The organism is Xanthomonas sp. CFBP 7698 (assembly GCF_003600855.1).
Classification (GTDB): domain Bacteria; phylum Pseudomonadota; class Gammaproteobacteria; order Xanthomonadales; family Xanthomonadaceae; genus Xanthomonas; species Xanthomonas cannabis.
The window spans coordinates 58,933-75,032 of the sequence record NZ_PRDN01000002.1; the positions used below are offsets into that span (position 1 = coordinate 58,933).

At 66.0% G+C, this 16,100-nt stretch carries 16 protein-coding genes; 3 read left to right on the top strand and 13 right to left on the bottom strand.

The genetic code is table 11. The features are described from left to right. Nucleotides 1-16 precede the first annotated feature (16 nt). Together XnspCFBP7698_RS08015 and surE are read right to left on the bottom strand one after the other, a co-directional pair. Nucleotides 17-694: a protein-L-isoaspartate(D-aspartate) O-methyltransferase gene (locus XnspCFBP7698_RS08015; RefSeq protein WP_047694086.1), complete on the bottom strand. Its 678-nt coding sequence runs from the start codon at nucleotides 692-694 to the stop codon at nucleotides 17-19. Beyond that, entirely contained in the window at nucleotides 691-1,470 is a 780-nt protein-coding gene (gene surE / locus XnspCFBP7698_RS08020) for a 5'/3'-nucleotidase SurE (protein WP_104580124.1), read from the bottom strand. Before surE ends, XnspCFBP7698_RS08015 begins: the two co-directional genes overlap by 4 nt. A gap of 99 nt (nucleotides 1,471-1,569) precedes the next feature. Here surE and XnspCFBP7698_RS08025 point away from each other — a divergent pair, with 99 nt between their 5' ends. Next, complete coding sequence (locus XnspCFBP7698_RS08025; protein ID WP_104580123.1) at nucleotides 1,570-2,109, top strand: Smr/MutS family protein; 540 nt, start codon at nucleotides 1,570-1,572, stop codon at nucleotides 2,107-2,109. 95 nt (nucleotides 2,110-2,204) lie between these two features. Here the strand turns inward: XnspCFBP7698_RS08025 and truD are convergent, their stop codons facing one another. From truD to XnspCFBP7698_RS08070, 9 genes are all read right to left on the bottom strand, one after another. Then, entirely contained in the window at nucleotides 2,205-3,308 is a 1,104-nt protein-coding gene (gene truD, locus XnspCFBP7698_RS08030) for a tRNA pseudouridine(13) synthase TruD (protein ID WP_104580122.1), read from the bottom strand. Between the two features lie 100 nt (nucleotides 3,309-3,408). Continuing rightward, the gene (ispF, locus tag XnspCFBP7698_RS08035; RefSeq protein ID WP_123137355.1) at nucleotides 3,409-3,900 is read right to left on the bottom strand and encodes a 2-C-methyl-D-erythritol 2,4-cyclodiphosphate synthase; all 492 of its coding nucleotides are present in this window, start codon (nucleotides 3,898-3,900) and stop codon (nucleotides 3,409-3,411) included. A gap of 3 nt (nucleotides 3,901-3,903) precedes the next feature. Continuing rightward, nucleotides 3,904-4,704 (bottom strand): 2-C-methyl-D-erythritol 4-phosphate cytidylyltransferase, encoded by an 801-nt coding sequence (ispD, locus tag XnspCFBP7698_RS08040; protein ID WP_123137356.1) that lies wholly within the window; start codon nucleotides 4,702-4,704, stop codon nucleotides 3,904-3,906. Then, nucleotides 4,701-5,066, bottom strand: a complete 366-nt coding sequence (gene ftsB, locus XnspCFBP7698_RS08045) for a cell division protein FtsB (protein WP_123137357.1) — start codon at nucleotides 5,064-5,066, stop codon at nucleotides 4,701-4,703. The genes ispD and ftsB overlap by 4 nt, the downstream gene beginning before the upstream one ends. Before the next feature lie 3 nt (nucleotides 5,067-5,069). Next, nucleotides 5,070-6,362 carry a phosphopyruvate hydratase gene (gene eno, locus XnspCFBP7698_RS08050; protein WP_047694074.1) on the bottom strand — a complete coding sequence of 431 codons (1,293 nt, stop codon included), beginning with the start codon at nucleotides 6,360-6,362 and terminating at the stop codon, nucleotides 5,070-5,072. A 124-nt stretch (nucleotides 6,363-6,486) separates the two neighbouring features. Beyond that, nucleotides 6,487-6,849: a hypothetical protein gene (locus XnspCFBP7698_RS08055; RefSeq protein ID WP_081422370.1), complete on the bottom strand. Its 363-nt coding sequence runs from the start codon at nucleotides 6,847-6,849 to the stop codon at nucleotides 6,487-6,489. After that, nucleotides 6,846-7,676 (bottom strand): 3-deoxy-8-phosphooctulonate synthase, encoded by an 831-nt coding sequence (gene kdsA / locus XnspCFBP7698_RS08060; protein ID WP_008571228.1) that lies wholly within the window; start codon nucleotides 7,674-7,676, stop codon nucleotides 6,846-6,848. The genes XnspCFBP7698_RS08055 and kdsA overlap by 4 nt, the downstream gene beginning before the upstream one ends. A 351-nt stretch (nucleotides 7,677-8,027) precedes the next feature. Beyond that, entirely contained in the window at nucleotides 8,028-9,692 is a 1,665-nt protein-coding gene (locus tag XnspCFBP7698_RS08065; protein ID WP_047694069.1) for a CTP synthase, read from the bottom strand. Between the two features lie 170 nt (nucleotides 9,693-9,862). After that, nucleotides 9,863-10,105, bottom strand: a complete 243-nt coding sequence (locus XnspCFBP7698_RS08070; RefSeq protein WP_047694067.1) for a hypothetical protein — start codon at nucleotides 10,103-10,105, stop codon at nucleotides 9,863-9,865. 161 nt (nucleotides 10,106-10,266) lie between these two features. On the opposite strand from XnspCFBP7698_RS08070, the gene parE reads away from it, so the two are divergent. Continuing rightward, nucleotides 10,267-12,156, top strand: a complete 1,890-nt coding sequence (parE, locus tag XnspCFBP7698_RS08075) for a DNA topoisomerase IV subunit B (protein ID WP_047694065.1) — start codon at nucleotides 10,267-10,269, stop codon at nucleotides 12,154-12,156. 377 nt (nucleotides 12,157-12,533) lie between these two features. Further along, nucleotides 12,534-14,045 (top strand): S10 family peptidase, encoded by a 1,512-nt coding sequence (locus XnspCFBP7698_RS08085; RefSeq protein ID WP_104580177.1) that lies wholly within the window; start codon nucleotides 12,534-12,536, stop codon nucleotides 14,043-14,045. Nucleotides 14,046-14,103: 58 nt separating this feature from the next. Here the strand turns inward: XnspCFBP7698_RS08085 and XnspCFBP7698_RS08090 are convergent, their stop codons facing one another. Further along, nucleotides 14,104-14,865, bottom strand: a complete 762-nt coding sequence (locus XnspCFBP7698_RS08090) for a YdcF family protein (RefSeq protein WP_104580117.1) — start codon at nucleotides 14,863-14,865, stop codon at nucleotides 14,104-14,106. 105 nt (nucleotides 14,866-14,970) lie between these two features. Then, nucleotides 14,971-16,098 (bottom strand): inorganic phosphate transporter, encoded by a 1,128-nt coding sequence (locus XnspCFBP7698_RS08095; RefSeq protein ID WP_047694061.1) that lies wholly within the window; start codon nucleotides 16,096-16,098, stop codon nucleotides 14,971-14,973. Between the last annotated feature and the right edge of the window lie 2 nt (nucleotides 16,099-16,100).

Below are 16,100 nucleotides of genomic sequence, written 5' to 3' on the forward strand. Positions count from 1 at the left end.
AGGAACTCTCATGGGGTCAATCCAGCATGCCCGACAACAGCGGGACGAACGTGACCGGGGCCAGAACCTGTTGTGCGATGGCACCGTCGGCATCACGGGTGAGTTGCACCAGCGACTGCGAGGACGCACCGCCCACCGGTGCGACCAGACGCCCGCCGACCGCCAGCTGATCGACCAAGGCATCGACCAATGCCGGCGCAGCGGCAGTGACCACGATGGCGTCGTACGGGCCATGCTCGGGCCAGCCGATGCGGCCATCGTCATGTTTGCTGCGCACGTTCATGCCCAGATGGCGGAAGCGCTTGCGCGCCTGCCGCAGCAGGTCGCCGATGCGCTCGACCGTGTAGACCTCCAGGCCCAGCGCCGCGAGGATCGCACCCTGGTAGCCGGAGCCGGTGCCCACTTCGAGCACCTTGGTCGGCGCCACCTGCAGCACCGCCTCGGTCATGCGCGCCACTACCCAGGGCTGGGAGATGGTCTGGCCATGGCCGATCGGCAGCGCGGTGTCTTCATAGGCGCGCGAGGCCAGCGCTTCATCGATGAACAGATGCCGCGGCACGGTACGCATGGCGTTGAGCGTGGCCTCGTCCTGGATGCCGGCCTCGCGCAGGCGCTCGACCAGGCGGTCGCGCACGCGCTGCGAGGTCATGCCGATGCCCACCGATTCCGGTTGCAGGCGCAGCCTCGGCGTCATGCCGGTCCATCCAGCGCAGCGGTCAATCCGCCCACCCAGCCAGCCACGGTGTCCAGCGCCTGGTAGCGGGTGAGATCGACGTGGATCGGCGTGATCGAGATATGCCCGGTACGCACCGCATGAAAATCGGTGCCGGCGCCGGCATCCTGCTCGGGACCGGCCGGGCCGATCCAGTACACGGTACGGCCGCGCGGATCGCGCTGCTCCACGCAGGGCTCGGACCGGTGACGGTTGCCCAACCGGGTGACCTCGAAACCAAGCACATCCGACCAGGGCAGATCCGGCACGTTGACGTTGAGGATGGTGTCGGCGGGCAACGGGTCGGCCTTCAGGCGAGCGACGATTTCCACCGCAGCGCGCGCGGCGGTCGCATAGTTGTGCGCCTGGTGGTTGTGGGTGACCAAGGACACCGCAACTGCAGGCAGGCCGAGGAACCGGCCTTCCATCGCGGCGGAGACGGTGCCCGAATAGATCACGTCGTCGCCCAGATTGGCCGAGTTGTTGATGCCCGACACCACGATGTCCGGGTCGTAATCCAGCATCCCGGTCAGGGCCAGATGCACGCAGTCGGTCGGGGTACCGGCCACCGCGCAGGTCTGCGCATCGATGCGGCGGGTGCGGATGGGTACATCCAGGGTCAGCGAATTGCTGGCGCCGGAGCGGTCGCGGTCGGGCGCGACCACCATCACTTCATGACCGGCATGGCGCAGCGCCTCGGCCAATACCTGGATGCCGGGGGCGTCGACACCGTCGTCGTTGCTAACCAGTACGCGCATGGGACTCCTCGGAAAACCGGGCCATGATACCGGATGCGTCCCTGGGCTTCGCGCTTGATCTTCGCGTACGTCTGAGGTTGGAACGGTTACGCTGTTGCCATGTCGCACCCTGAAGACGAAGACGACGCTGCGCTGTTTCGCGCGGCGATCGGCGCGGTCAAGCCGATCCGCGAGGTCGCGCCGCCGGCCAACGCCAAGCCGCGACCGAAACCCCGCGCGCGCATGGCCGAGCGCGACGAGGCCGACGCGCACTCGGAATTTGCTCGCCTGCTGCGCGACAGCGGGCCGCTGGAGGCGGGCGACACTGCCAGCTACCGCCGCGACACGCTTCCGGCCCGCCTGTTCCAGCGACTCAAGCGCGGCCAGTTTTCGGTGCAGGACGAACTGGATCTGCATGGCGCCACCGCAGCGCAGGCCGAGGCGTTGCTCCGCCAGTTCCTGCTCGAGGCGCATGCGCACGAACATGGCTGCGTGCGCATCATCCACGGCAAGGGCCTGCAGTCGGACAACGGCACGCCGGTGCTGAAGAACCTGATGGACCGCCTGCTGCGCCAGCGCAACGATGTGCTGGCGTTTCATTCGGCGCCACCCACCCAGGGTGGCACCGGGGCCTTGCTGGTGTTGCTGGCGCGGAAGTAGCCGCAACCTGCTGAGGCCGCGTACGAGCGGTCTTGCCGCGCGGAGCGCCGGAGGAATGCCTGTCGCGGCCGGGGCCGTTCCTCCGAAAACGACGGTCAGGCGTCGGTATGCAGCTGCGGCGCGGCACGGCCGGCGTCGCTGACCTCTCCCAATTCCCAAAGCACCGCGGTGGCGTAGCAGCCCGGCGGCAGTGCGAATTCCACCTGCAGGGTCTGCGCTTCCGGCCAGCGGTAATCCAGGCCTTGCGGACGCAACCGCAGTGCGCGGCGCTCCTGCTTCAATCCTGCCGCTTCAAGGCCCTGACGCAAGATTTCCGACTGTGGATCTGACAGCGCGCCCTGCTCCACCGCTGCAGCCTGCCCGGTCGAGCGCAGTTCGCCCGCGCCCCACAACGGGCCGCTGGGATGGATATCGAACCGCGCCAGCCGTTCGGTCAGCACCTCGCTCCACGGCTCCGGACCAAACACGCTGCGCGAGCCGTCGAGCATCCACGCCTCGCCGTCCAGGCCGATATCCCAACTGCTCTGCTCCACACGTGCGCCCAGCACGCGATTGAACAGCGACGAACGCGCGGCCGACAGCAGGATCGAGCGTTGATCGTTGCGCAGGCGTCGCTTCGGAGCCAGGGCCAATGTGCCGTCGGCATCCTGCGTGTAGCCGAACATCGCCAGCGCGGAGGCGACATTGCCGCCGTCGCGGCCGAAGCGCTGCTCGCCGAACCAGTTGGGAATGCCACGCGCCGCAATCGCCTGCAGACGTCGTTCGATGGCCTCGCGCTCACCTTGCACCTGTCGCAATGTCAGCACGAAGCGGTTCCCGAGCAGCGCGCCGCGCTGCAGCTTGCGGTGATGCCATGTGCTTTCGACCACCTGCATCTGCGCATCGTCGAGCGTTGCCAGATCCGGCGCGATGCGTTTTGGCAGATGCACGCTGAAGCGCTGGGTGGTCACCGCATGGCGATCCTTCAGGCCGGCATAGCTGACGCCCATCTCGGCGATCCCTGCCCAGTGCGCCAGTTGCTTGGCGACGTAGGCGGTGTTCTGGCCGCGCTTGCGAATGGTGAGCAGCAAGTGTTCGCCTTCGCCGGATGGCTCGAACGATGGTAACTCGTCGACCTGGAAGTCTTCCGGGGTGCTGCGCATTGCCGCGCTCAGCACTGCAGGCCCGTGTGCGCGTGGAAGCTGGGAGGTTTCGCTCATGGTGGTGTTCGCCTTTGCGCCGACCCATCGCGCGCGGTGTGCCGAGCTCTCGGCGCGGAATGTGAGGACGCATGCCGATGCGCGGCATGCAGGAGCGCGTCTAGACGGCGATCTTGCCCAGCAGCACCGCCGCCTGCGCCGCGATGCCTTCGCTGCGACCGGTGAAGCCGAGCTTTTCGCTGGTGGTGGCCTTGACGCTGACCGCATCCAGCTCGATCGCCAGCAGCCCGGCGATGCGTTCGCGCATCGCCAGTGCATGCGGGCCGACCTTGGGCCGCTCGCAGATCACCGTGATGTCCGCGTTGCCCACGCGCCAGCCGCGCTCGCGCAGCGACTGATCGCAATGCTGCAGGAACTGCGCGCTGTCAGCGTCCTTCCAACGCGCGTCGGAGGGCGGGAAATGCACGCCGATATCGCCCAGCGCCAACGCGCCCAGCATGGCATCGCACAGCGCATGCAGCACCACATCGCCATCGCTATGCGCCAGAACGCCCTGGCTGTGCGCCACGCGCACACCGCCGAGCATCACGTGATCGCCATCGCCGAACGCATGTACGTCGTAGCCCTGGCCGATTCGGAAATTGAAGGACATGGATCAAACCTCTTCGGGACCGGGAACCCGGGAATCGGGTCCCGGAACGGCAGATGCCAAGACAGTAGAAGCTGGACCGAGGCTGTCCGGGTCCCGGCTCCAGGGCTCCGGGCCCCGCCTCGCCAATTCGAATTCGAAGCGCGCCAGATCCGTCGGCGTGGTGACCTTGAAGTTGTCTTCGGCGCCTTCCACCAACAGGGGGCGCAGCCCCAGGCGCTCCATCGCCATTGCCTCGTCGGTCACATCCACCCCGGCCGCCGACGCTTCGGTGAGGCCGCGGATGAGTTGGTGACGCCGAAACAGCTGCGGCGTGAGCGCACGCCACAGGCGTTCGCGCGGCTCGGTGCCGTCGATGCCACCATCGTCGCCGGCACGCTTGAGCGTGTCGCGTACCGGTGCGGCCAGGATCGCGCCGACCGGGTCGCCGCGGCCGATTTCCAGCAGCCGATCCAAATCGGCCAGCGCCAGGTTGGGCCGTGCGGCGTCGTGCACCAGCACGAAGTCGTCTGCACGAACACTCTCGGGCAAGGCCAGCAATCCGGCCAGTACGGAGGCCGCACGCGTGGCGCCGCCGACGCAGGTCAGCACCGGTGTGGATTCCACCGCAGTCCAGCCGGGCCAGTCGGCATCGCCGGGGGCGATCGCCACCAGGATGCCGGCCACGGCCGGATGCGCGGCCAGCGCGGCCAGCGTATACGCCATCAACGGCTGACCGCCGGCAGGCAGGTATTGTTTGGGCACCGGCCCGCCAAACCGCGTGCCGCGCCCCGCGGCCGGCACGATGGCCCAAATGGAGCCTGTCATGGGTGATCCACCGGATCGGTGGCGTCGGGCGCTTGCTGTGCGGGGACCGCTGCATCAGTGGCTGCGGGTGACGGCAACGGCGCATCTTCGACCACGCGATAAAACGTCTCGCCCGGCTTGATCATGCCCAGCTCGCTGCGTGCGCGTTCCTCGATTGCCGCTTCGCCGTCCTTCAAATCCTTCACCTCTGCTGCCAACGCCTGGTTGCGTTGGCGCAGACCTTCGTTGTCCTGTGTCTGATGCGCGACCTGGGCTTCCAGCATCATGACTTCACCGGAATTCCCAGGCCCGAACCAGAAGCGGTACTGCAGCCAAGCCAGCAGCACCGCCAGCACCAGCAGTAGCCAGCGCCAGTTGCGCACGGCTTATCGCTTGATCGAGACGAACGCGTCGCGGCCGGCGTAACGCGCGCCGGACCCCAGTGCCTGCTCGATGCGCAGCAGCTGGTTGTACTTGGCGACGCGGTCGCTGCGGCACAGCGAGCCGGTCTTGATCTGCGTGGCGGTGGTGGCCACGGCGATGTCGGCGATGGTGGTGTCTTCGGTTTCGCCCGAGCGGTGCGAGACGATCGAGGCGTAATTGGCCGCGTGCGCCATGGCGATGGCTTCCAGCGTTTCGGTCAGCGTGCCGATCTGGTTGACCTTGATCAGGATCGCATTGGCGGTACCCGAGTCGATGCCCTGCTTGAAGATCTTCGGGTTGGTGACGAACAGATCGTCGCCCACCAGCTGAACCTTCTTGCCGACGCGATCGGTCAGCAGCTTCCAGCCGGCCCAGTCGTCTTCGGCCAGGCCGTCTTCGATGCTGATGATCGGGTACTGCGCGACCCAGTCGGCCAGGAAGTCGACGAACTGCTCGCTGGTCAGGCGCTTGTTCTCGCCGACCAGGTTGTACTTGCCGTTGTCGTAGAATTCGCTGGAGGCCACGTCCAGGCCCAGCAGCACGTCTTCGCCGGCGGTGTAACCGGCCTTGCCGATCGCCTCGAGGATGGTGTCCAGCGCTTCGACGTTGCTGCGGAAGTCCGGCGCAAAGCCGCCTTCATCGCCCACCGCCGTGCTCAGGCCGTGGCCCTTGAGCACCGACTTGAGCGAATGGAAGATTTCGGTACCGGCGCGCAGCGCTTCGGAGAACGAGCTGCAGCCCACCGGCAGCACCATGAACTCCTGGAAGTCGACGTTGTTGTCGGCATGCGCGCCACCGTTGATGATGTTCATCATCGGCACCGGCAGCCTGACATCGGCCTCGGTGATGGTGGACAGGTACTGCCACAGCGGCTGCTTGCGCGAGGCGGCCACGGCATGCGCGGCGGCCAGCGACACACCCAGCAGTGCGTTGGCACCCAGGCGGCCCTTGTTCTCGGTGCCATCCAGATCGATCAGGCGACGGTCCAGACCCTGCTGGTCGGCCGCATCGAAGTTCTTCAGCGTCTCGGCGATGGTGCCGTTGACGTTGTCCACCGCGTGGCGCACGCCCTTGCCCAGGTAGCGGGTCTTGTCGCCATCGCGCAGCTCCACCGCTTCCTTGGTGCCGGTCGATGCGCCCGAGGGCACGGCGGCGCGGCCGAACGAGCCGTCGTCCAGCGTGACTTCGGCCTCCAGCGTGGGATTGCCGCGGGAATCGAGGATTTCGCGGGCGAGGATCTTGGCGATAGTGGTCATAGGTCGATCGGTTACCAGTAAGGGGGAAGTACACCGGAAACAAGCTGCCGGATTATCGCTGCACACCGGTCCATTGCCAAATCGCATTGGGCCCGATGAGTGCCTGACCGGCAAGACTGTGCAGCTAGGCCTTCAGTCCTAGCAGCGACAAACAAGACAGCAGTAGCAAGAGCAGCAGCAACGCCAAGCCCATGGCTGCAGCGCCCGGCTGGCGACGCAGCGAGAACGCGACCGGGCTGGCGACACACCCGCCGATCGCCACCAGCGCGCCCACCAACAGCGTGACAAACATCGGAACGCGCGTGGCCTGCATCGCATGGTTGCCGTCGCCCGGCATGCCGATGCTGGCGGTTACCAAGAAGGCCATGACGGCCAGACAGGCCCATGCAGCAAGCGATAAACCCAACGCCATCCAGCCCCAGGGCCAGTGCCGCCAGTGCCGGCGTTGGCGACGCGATGCCGCCAACGCCCACGGATCGGAACTCATGCGAAGCGCGCGAACCCGTGCTTCTTGGTGACGGCGTCCAGTTCCATCAGCGTTTCCAGCAGCTCTTCCATGCGGTCCAGCGGCCACGCATTGGGGCCATCGGACAGCGCCTTGGACGGATCCGGATGGGTTTCGGCGAACAGGCCGGAAATACCGACCGCCACCGCGGCGCGTGCCAGCACCGGCACGAACTCGCGCTGGCCGCCGGAGCTGCTGCCCTGCCCGCCAGGCAACTGCACCGAGTGGGTGGCATCGAACACCACCGGGCACCCGGTATCGCGCATGACGCTCAGCGAGCGCATGTCGCTGACCAGGTTGTTGTAGCCGAACGAGGCGCCACGCTCGCAGACCATGATCTGCTCGTTGCCGGTCGACTTGGCCTTGTCCACCACCGGCTTCATGTCCCACGGCGCCAGGAACTGGCCCTTCTTGATATTGACCGGCTTGCCGGCGGCGCAGACGTTCTTGATGAAGTCGGTCTGGCGCACCAGAAATGCCGGGGTCTGCAGCACGTCGACGACGGCGGCGACCTCGTTCATCGGGGTGTATTCGTGTACGTCGGTGAGCACCGGCACGCCGATCTGCTTTTTCACTGCATCCAGCACCTTCAGGCCTTCTTCCAGGCCCGGGCCGCGGAAGCTGGTGCCGGAGGTGCGGTTGGCCTTGTCGAAGCTCGACTTGAAGATGAAGTTGACCCCGAGCTTGCCGGTGATTTCCTTGAGCTTGCCGGCCACGTCGAGCTGCAGCTGCATCGACTCGATCACGCAGGGGCCAGCGATCAGGAACAACGGCTGATCCAGACCAACTTCGAAGTCACACAGTTTCATCAGGTCACCTATTGATTAAAGCCCCTCTCCATCGGGAGAGGGGTTGGGGTGAGGGTAAGGCTTGCGCGTGGTAATTGAGTGATTGGGTGCATGAGACTTCGCCCGTCCCCTCATCCGGCGCTTCGCGCCACCTTCTCCCGACGGGAGAAGGGAGTTGCCATGATCTGAGCCCCTCTCCCGTCGGGAGAAGGGTTGGGGTGAGGGTGCGGTTGCGAAGCACTGCTGAAGCATGATGGTTTGCCTGACTAGCGCGCAGCGACGCGCTCGTCATGGCTGCCACCTTCCAGTGCATTGCGGCGCACCCTCATCCGCCCCTTCAGGGCACCTTCTCCCAAGGGGAGAAGGCACAGCTCACGCACGCGCTTCCTTCAACAACTTGCCGCCCGCCTTCTTCTCGCGCGCGGCGCGCACGAAGCCGATGAACAACGGGTGCCCGTCGCGTGGCGTGGACAGGAATTCCGGGTGCGCCTGGCAGGCCAGGAACCACGGGTGCGCATCGCGCGGCAGCTCCACCACTTCCACCAAGGTGTCGTCCATCGACTTGCCGGAAATCACCAGACCAGCGTCTTCCAGCTGGGTGCGGTAGCGGTTGTTGAACTCATAGCGGTGACGATGACGCTCGGCCACCACGTCCTTGCCATAGACCTCGCGTGCCAGCGTGCCCGGCTTGAGCCGCTGCTCCTGCAAGCCCAGGCGCATGGTGCCGCCCAGGTCGGATTTTTCGTCGCGCTTTTCGACTTCGCCGGTGGCGGTGCGCCATTCGGTGATCAGGCCGATCACCGGATGCGGCGACTGGCGATCGTTCTCGGTGCTGTTGGCCGCGTCCAGGTCGGCCACGTGGCGGGCATAGTCCACCACCGCCGCCTGCATGCCGTAGCAAATGCCGAAGTACGGCACCTTGTGCTCGCGCGCGAACTTGGAGGTCTGCACTTTGCCTTCGAAACCGCGGTCGCCGAAACCGCCCGGCACCAGAATGCCGTCGATATCCTGCAAGGCAGACATGTCGCTGCCCTCCAGATCCTGCGCCTCCAGCCACTTCAGGTTGACCTTGGTGCGCTGACGCAGGCCGCCGTGACGCAACGCTTCGGCCACCGACTTGTAGGCGTCCTGGTGATCGACATACTTGCCGACCACGGCGATGTTGACCTCGTCCAGCGGATGCTTAACCGCATCCACGACCGCCGCCCACTCGGACAGATCGGCGGCAGCGACCTTGTCGCGCAGCTTGAACTGGTCGATGACCAATTCGTCCAGTCCCTGGCGCAGCAACTCCAGCGGCATGCCGTACAGCACGTCGATATCCGGGCAGCTGATCACCGCGCGCTCGGAGACATTGGTGAACAGCGCGATCTTGCGACGCTCCGAATCCGGCACCGCCTGCTCGGAGCGGCACAGCAGCACGTCCGGCTGGATGCCGATCGAGCGCAGTTCCTTGACCGAATGCTGGGTCGGCTTGGTCTTCAACTCACCGGCAGCCGCGATGTACGGCACCAGGGTGAGGTGCATGAACATGGCCTTTTCGGCGCCGCGCTCGGTGCGTACCTGACGGATCGCTTCCAGGAACGGCAGCGATTCGATATCGCCCACGGTGCCGCCGATCTCGATCAGCGCCACATCGAAGCCGGCCGTGGCCTCGTCGATGCAACGGCGGATTTCGTCTGTGATATGCGGGATCACCTGCACGGTGGCGCCCAGATAATCACCGCGACGTTCCTTGCGGATCACGTTCTCGTAGATCCGCCCGGTGGTCACCGAGTTCTTGCGCGACAGCCGCGTGCGCACGTAGCGCTCGTAGTGGCCAAGGTCCAGGTCGGTTTCGGCACCGTCGTCGGTGACGTAGACCTCGCCGTGCTGGAACGGGCTCATCGTGCCCGGGTCAACATTGATGTACGGGTCCAGCTTCATCATCGTGACCTTCAGGCCACGCGCTTCAAGAATGGACGCAAGCGAAGCTGCGGCGATGCCCTTGCCTAGCGAGGACACTACACCGCCTGTTACGAAAATCAGGGGAGTCATGGGGCTCAAGGCCTCCCGGAAAGCCATAGTTTAACGGGTGACGGGCGAATGCCCAAGGGTTGCGTGACGGCGAGGCCATCCAGCACGGAAAATTCGGCTACGCATCTGCAAATGCAGACGCCCCGGCCGAAGCCGGGGCGTCCATGTCACGCAGTGACCTGACAAAAGACTCAGCGCGAGGGCTTTTCTTCTTCCTCTTCCTCGCGCGGAGCGCTGTCGGCCTTGGGCTTCTGCGCGGCAGCGGCGGCGCGGCGCTCGGCCTTGCGCTCGGCTTCGGTCTTGGCCTTGGCGTCGTCGCTCTTCTGCGCGCTGGCGCCCTGCCCGGCCTGCTGCGGGGCCGCCTGCGCCATGGCGGGAAGTGCCGCCACGGCGGCCGCACCCAGGGTGAGCATCAGAATATGCTTGAACTTCATGGTGTCCTCCGGTTCGGTGACATCCTCAGGTGGGGACGTTTGGTTCCGAAACCAACACCAGGGTAGCCACCGGCACCCCGCCCCGCACTGAACGCCTGCCACGTGCAAAAAGTTGCCTCAGCCCCCACACTTGCGCGTCGTTTCACGTGCCAACGAGATGCATGAACACCCGTTATAACGCCGCCGATATTGAAGTGCTGTCGGGCCTGGACCCGGTCAAACGCCGCCCGGGCATGTACACCGACACCGCGCGCCCGAACCACCTGGCGCAGGAAGTGATCGACAACTCGGTCGACGAGGCGTTGGCCGGTCACGCCAAGCAGGTCGAAGTCACGTTGTACAAGGACGGTAGCTGCGAGGTGTCCGACGACGGCCGCGGCATGCCGGTGGACATCCACCCGGAAGAGAAGATCCCGGGCGTGGAACTGATCCTGACCCGCCTGCACGCCGGCGGCAAGTTCAGCAACCGCAACTACACCTTCTCCGGCGGCCTGCACGGCGTGGGCGTGAGCGTGGTCAACGCGCTCTCGACCAAGGTCGAGCTGTTCATCAAGCGCGAAGGCAGCGAGCACCGCATGGAGTTCCGCGACGGCAACGCCGCCTCCAAGCTCGAAGTGGTCGGCACCGTCGGCAAGAAGAACACCGGTACGCGGCTGCGCTTCTGGGCCGACCCGAAGTACTTCGACACGCCCAAATTCAATGTGCGCGCACTGCGCCACCTGCTGCGCGCCAAGGCGGTGCTGTGCCCCGGCCTGACCGTCAAGCTGCATGACGAAGCCACCGGCGAGCAGGACAGCTGGTACTTCGAAAACGGCCTGCGCGACTATCTGAAAGGCGAGATGGCCGAGCACGAACTGCTGCCGGCCGAGCTGTTCGTGGGCAGCCTGAAGAAGGACACCGAGATCGTGGACTGGGCCGCGGCCTGGGTGCCGGAAGGCGAGCTGGTGCAGGAAAGCTACGTCAACCTGATCCCCACCGCGCAGCACGGTACCCACGTCAACGGTCTGCGTTCGGGCCTGACCGATGCGCTGCGCGAGTTCTGCGATTTCCGCAACCTGCTGCCGCGCGGCGTCAAGCTGGCGCCGGAAGATGTCTGGGACCGCGTCACCTTCGTGCTCAGCCTGAAGATGACCGACCCGCAGTTCTCCGGGCAGACCAAGGAACGCCTGTCGTCGCGCCAGGCCGCCGGCTTCATCGAAGGCGCCGCGCATGACGCTTTCAGCCTGTATCTCAACCAGAACGTGGAGATCGGCGAGAAGATCGCGCAGATCGCCATCGACCGTGCCAGCGCGCGGCTGAAGACCGAAAAGCAGATCGTCCGCAAGAAGGTGACCCAGGGCCCGGCCCTGCCCGGCAAGCTGGCCGATTGCATCAGCCAGGACCTGTCGCGTACCGAGCTGTTCCTGGTCGAAGGCGATTCGGCCGGCGGCTCGGCCAAGCAGGCGCGCGACAAGGATTTCCAGGCGATCCTGCCGCTGCGCGGCAAGATCCTCAACACCTGGGAAGTGGCGTCCGGCAGCGTGCTGGCCTCCGAGGAAGTGCACAACCTGGCGATCGCGATCGGCTGCGACCCGGGCAAGGACGACATCACCGGGCTGCGCTACGGCAAGGTAGTGATCTTGGCCGACGCCGACTCCGACGGCCTGCATATCGCCACGCTGCTGACGGCGCTGTTCCTGCAGCACTTCCCTGCGCTTGTAGCCGCCGGCCACGTGTTCGTGGCGATGCCGCCGCTGTTCCGCGTGGACGTGGGCAAGCAGGTGTTCTATGCGCTGGACGAAGAAGAAAAGACCACGCTGCTGGACAAGATTGCGCGCGAGAAGATGAAGGGCCAGATCAGCGTCACCCGCTTCAAGGGCCTGGGCGAGATGAACCCGCAGCAGCTGCGCGAGTCCACCATCCATCCGGATACCCGCCGGCTGGTGCAGCTCACCATCGACGATGGCGAGCAGACCCGTTCGTTGATGGACATGTTGCTGGCGAAAAAGCGCGCGGGCGACCGCAAGCAGTGGCTTGAGAGCAAGGGTGATCTGGCTTCGTTGGAAGTTTGAAACCTCTGGAACCTTTAAGCCCCTCTCCCGTCGGGAGAGGGGTTGGGGTGAGGGTACGGGCGACGCCATTGGGTAAGTAATCGCACGAGGCGTCGCCCGTACCCTCATCCGCCCCTGCGAGGCACCTTCTCCCCCATAAAGGAGGACAATGTCCCGGGGGGAGAAGGGAGGGTTATCGGTCTTCTTTTTTAGGTCGATGCTTGTTTCAGCGAACCGCGCAGACCTCACCCCCAGGTCAGACGGCTTCCTGCCGCAGTACACCCGGCTCTACGCCACGCTTGCTGCATCGGTCAACGCGCCACCCATGCCTTCCTGCACATCCACCGGGCTCTGCAGCGGCCTAGCATCAGCGCTCCCCTGTTCCGGCGTCGATGCTCATGCCCTTGCTCTTCCGTGCCAGCCTGCTGGCCTGCTTCCTGCTCAGCGGGGCGGCACTGGCGGCTGCACCAGATAAAGACGATCGTAAAAGCGACCCCAGCGAGGCGAAAGCCGATGCGTCGGCGTCCAGACCTGCGCCGCTGCCGGCCGACATCAGCGTGCGCCAGAGCACGCGGGTGGCCGGCCGCAGCCTGAGCTACACCGCCACGGTCGGCACGCTGCCGGTGCGCGATGCGCAGGGCAAGACCACCGGCGAAGTGGTGTTCACCGCCTACACCGTCGATGGCAAGGACCGTCCGGTGACCTTCGCATTGAATGGCGGGCCCGGCGCCTCATCGGTGTATCTCAACATGGGCGCGATCGGGCCGAAGATCGTCGGTTTCGGCGCTGAAGGCGACAGCGCGTCGGCACCGGCGACGCTGCGCGACAACCCGGGCACCTGGCTGGACTTCACCGACCTGGTGTTCATCGACCCGGTGGGCACCGGCTTCAGCCGCGCATTGATCGGCGACGACGATGCCAAGAAGCAGTTCTACAACCCGCAGGCGGATGTGGAATATCTCTCGCGCGTGATCTACGACTGGCTGCTCAAGAACCGCCGCCTGCAGGCACGCAAGTATCTGGTGGGCGAAAGCTACGGCGGCTTCCGCGGCCCGCGCATCACCCATTTCCTGCAGACGCGGCTGGGCGTGGCGATGAACGGCGTGGTGCTGGTGTCGCCGTATCTCAATCCCACCCTGGACGACAACGGCGATGTCTCCCCGCTGGCGTGGATGCTGACACTGCCCTCCATCGCTGCTGCGCATCTGGAGCGCCAGGGCCAGCTCAGCGACAGCGCCATGCGCCAGGTGATCGATTACACGCGCGGCGACTACGCAGTGGCGTTGATGAAAGGACGCACCGACCCGCAGGCGACCGAAGCGATGCTGCAGCAGGTGACCCGCATGACCGGGCTGGACCCGGCGTACGTGCGGCGTTCCGGTGGACGCCTGGAAACCCAGGCGTATCTGCGCGAGGTGTTTCGCGACAAGGGCGAGCTGGGCAGCCGTTACGACTCCAACGTGACCGCCTTCGACCCGTTCCCCAACGATGCCGAACAACGCGCCAACGACCCGCTGCTGGACAGCATCATCGCGCCGACCACCACCGCGATGGTGGACTTCGTCACCCGCGTGGTCGGCTGGAAGGTCGATGCGCGTTATCAGGCGATCAATATGGAGGTCAACGCGCTATGGGACTGGGGTGACGAGTTGCGCAAGGGTGCGGTGACGCAGCTGCGCCAGTCGGTGGCGATCGACCCCAAGTTGCGCGTGTTGATCGCGCACGGTTGGAACGACCTCTCCTGCCCGTTCATGGGGTCGATCCTGACCGTGGACCAGATGCCGACAATGGGCAGCGACCCGAACCGCGTGCAGGTGCGCGAATACCCGGGCGGCCACATGTTCTACAACCGCGCCGACAGCCAGGCCGCGTTCCGCAACGACGTCAAGGCGATGTACCAGGCGCGCTGAGTGCAGCCATCGCCGGGCGTGCGAGGTCCGGCGGTGAAGCAGCCGCGCCGCACGGCGCTCAGACCGCGCCGGGCCCGGTGGCTTTGACGTTCCAGCCCAGCCACTGGTAGACGCGGTAGCGCGCGATGCCCAGGTATTCGTGCAGGGCTACATCGGCCAGGGTGAAGTTGTAGCTCTGCGGCAGCACCGACCAGGAGGCGGTCAGCCAGTCCGCACGCACCGGCACGGCGTCGATGCCGAAGTGGCGGAAGTACAGCTCGGCGCGGCGCAGATGCGTGGCCGAGGACACCAGCACGATGCGGTCCGGCCGGTGCGCGCGCAGCAGCGGCTGGCTGAACTGCGCGTTCTGCCAGGTGTTCATGCTGGAGGGCTCCATGATCAGATCCGCCCGCTCGATCCCCAGCCCGATCAACACGCGCTGATAGACCACCGCCTCGGACAGGCCCAGGCCGCGCGCGTCGCCACCGCTGATCTCGATCTTGCAATCGCCGCCGCTGCGGCGGCACTGCTGGTACAGCCGCGCCGATTCGACAATGCGCCCGTAGGCGAACATGTTGGCCTCGGCCACCGCGTCACGCCCCTCCGGGCGCACCGTGCCGGCGCCGAGCAGCACGATCACGTTGCGCGCGCCCCACGCGTTGAAGTCGTTGACCCCGGTGCGCTGCAGGTGTTGCAGCATCCACGACGGCAACGGGCCGCAGCCCACGGCAAACACCAGCGCCAGGCTGATGCCGCCCAGCACACGCGAAAATCGCCGCAGGCCGCGGCGATCGATCAACCAGGCAAACCCGAACAACACGCACACCAGGGCAAGCATCATCGAGGCAGGGTCTCACTCAGAACGCGCAGGCACACCGCCGGTGGCAGATGGCTTGCGCAAGGGCCGCATCGTGGTCGCGGCGCGTGACCGCACCGCGACACCGTGTCAGGTCCAGCCGAACAGCTCGAACATGCGCAGGATCAGATACGCCACACCGCCGGCTGCGGGAATGGTGAGTATCCAGGCCCAGACGATGCGCTCGATCACGCCCAGCCGCAGAGAGCGCGGGTTCTTGGCAAAGCCCACGCCCATGATGGCGGTGGAGATGCTGTGCGTAGTGGATACCGGCATGCCGAAGTGCGCGGCCACGGTGAGCACCGTGGCCGAGCTGGTTTCGGCGGCAAAGCCGTGGATGGGATGCAGCTTGACCATCTTGTGGCCGAGCGTCTTGATGATCTTCCAGCCGCCGGACGCCGTGCCGGCCGCCATCACCACCGCGCAGGTCAGCACGATCCACATCGGGATACCGGCGCCGGCGGCCAGGCCGGTGCCCGGGTGCAGGAACGACAGCCAGCTGGGCAGGTCATCCAGTGCGCCGGCCGACTGCGCGCCGATCAGGGTCATGGCGATGATGCCCATGGTCTTCTGCGCGTCGTTGTGACCATGCGCGTAGCCCATGTACGCAGCCGAGGCGATCTGCGCCTTGCCGAAGAACGCATTGACCCAGCGCGGCCGCGCCAGCCGCCCGATCGGGCCGCCAAGCCTGGACATGCCGGCGATGATCGCCCACAGCAGCACCATCACCACGATGCCGAGCAGGAAGCCGGCGATCGGCGAGGTGATCATCGGCACGAACACCTTCCACAACAGGCCCTTGTTCTTGGCCCAGTTGCCGATGTTCTCCGACCAGATCAGCGCGTCCCAGTTGTTGTGCGCCGCGGCCAGGCCGGCGCCGCACAGGCCACCGATCAGCGCGTGCGAGGACGACGACGGCAGGCCCTTCCACCAGGTGATCAGGTTCCAGATGATGCCGCCCAGCAGTGCGCACAGGATCACCTGCGGGGTGACATCCACGACGTTGGTATTGAGCAGGCCGGAGGCAATGGTCAGCGCCACTGCGGTACCGGTGAGGGCGCCGATCAGGTTCATGCCGGCCGCCAGCATCACCGCCCAGCCCGGCGACAGCACCTTGGTGGCGACCACGGTGGCGATGGAGTTGGCGGTGTCGTGGAAGCCGTTGATGAACTCGAACACCAACGCGGCCAGGATCACCACCAGAACAAGGGTAAGCACGC

What these genes read in the sequence shown, in the direction of transcription:
- ispF (WP_123137355.1), bottom strand. Translation starts at nt 3,900, where the DNA reads ATGTCCTTCAATTTCCGAATCGGCCAGGGCTACGACGTACATGCGTTC.
- kdsA (WP_008571228.1), bottom strand. Translation starts at nt 7,676, where the DNA reads ATGAAACTGTGTGACTTCGAAGTTGGTCTGGATCAGCCGTTGTTCCTG.
- XnspCFBP7698_RS08070 (WP_047694067.1), bottom strand. Translation starts at nt 10,105, where the DNA reads ATGAAGTTCAAGCATATTCTGATGCTCACCCTGGGTGCGGCCGCCGTG.
- XnspCFBP7698_RS08055 (WP_081422370.1), bottom strand. Translation starts at nt 6,849, where the DNA reads ATGAGTTCCGATCCGTGGGCGTTGGCGGCATCGCGTCGCCAACGCCGG.
- eno (WP_047694074.1), bottom strand. Translation starts at nt 6,362, where the DNA reads ATGACCACTATCGCCAAGATCCTCGCCCGCGAAATCCTCGATTCCCGC.
- surE (WP_104580124.1), bottom strand. Translation starts at nt 1,470, where the DNA reads ATGCGCGTACTGGTTAGCAACGACGACGGTGTCGACGCCCCCGGCATC.
- XnspCFBP7698_RS08085 (WP_104580177.1), top strand. Translation starts at nt 12,534, where the DNA reads ATGCCCTTGCTCTTCCGTGCCAGCCTGCTGGCCTGCTTCCTGCTCAGC.
- parE (WP_047694065.1), top strand. Translation starts at nt 10,267, where the DNA reads ATGAACACCCGTTATAACGCCGCCGATATTGAAGTGCTGTCGGGCCTG.
- XnspCFBP7698_RS08090 (WP_104580117.1), bottom strand. Translation starts at nt 14,865, where the DNA reads ATGATGCTTGCCCTGGTGTGCGTGTTGTTCGGGTTTGCCTGGTTGATC.
- XnspCFBP7698_RS08025 (WP_104580123.1), top strand. Translation starts at nt 1,570, where the DNA reads ATGTCGCACCCTGAAGACGAAGACGACGCTGCGCTGTTTCGCGCGGCG.
- XnspCFBP7698_RS08065 (WP_047694069.1), bottom strand. Translation starts at nt 9,692, where the DNA reads ATGACTCCCCTGATTTTCGTAACAGGCGGTGTAGTGTCCTCGCTAGGC.
- truD (WP_104580122.1), bottom strand. Translation starts at nt 3,308, where the DNA reads ATGAGCGAAACCTCCCAGCTTCCACGCGCACACGGGCCTGCAGTGCTG.
- ispD (WP_123137356.1), bottom strand. Translation starts at nt 4,704, where the DNA reads ATGACAGGCTCCATTTGGGCCATCGTGCCGGCCGCGGGGCGCGGCACG.
- XnspCFBP7698_RS08015 (WP_047694086.1), bottom strand. Translation starts at nt 694, where the DNA reads ATGACGCCGAGGCTGCGCCTGCAACCGGAATCGGTGGGCATCGGCATG.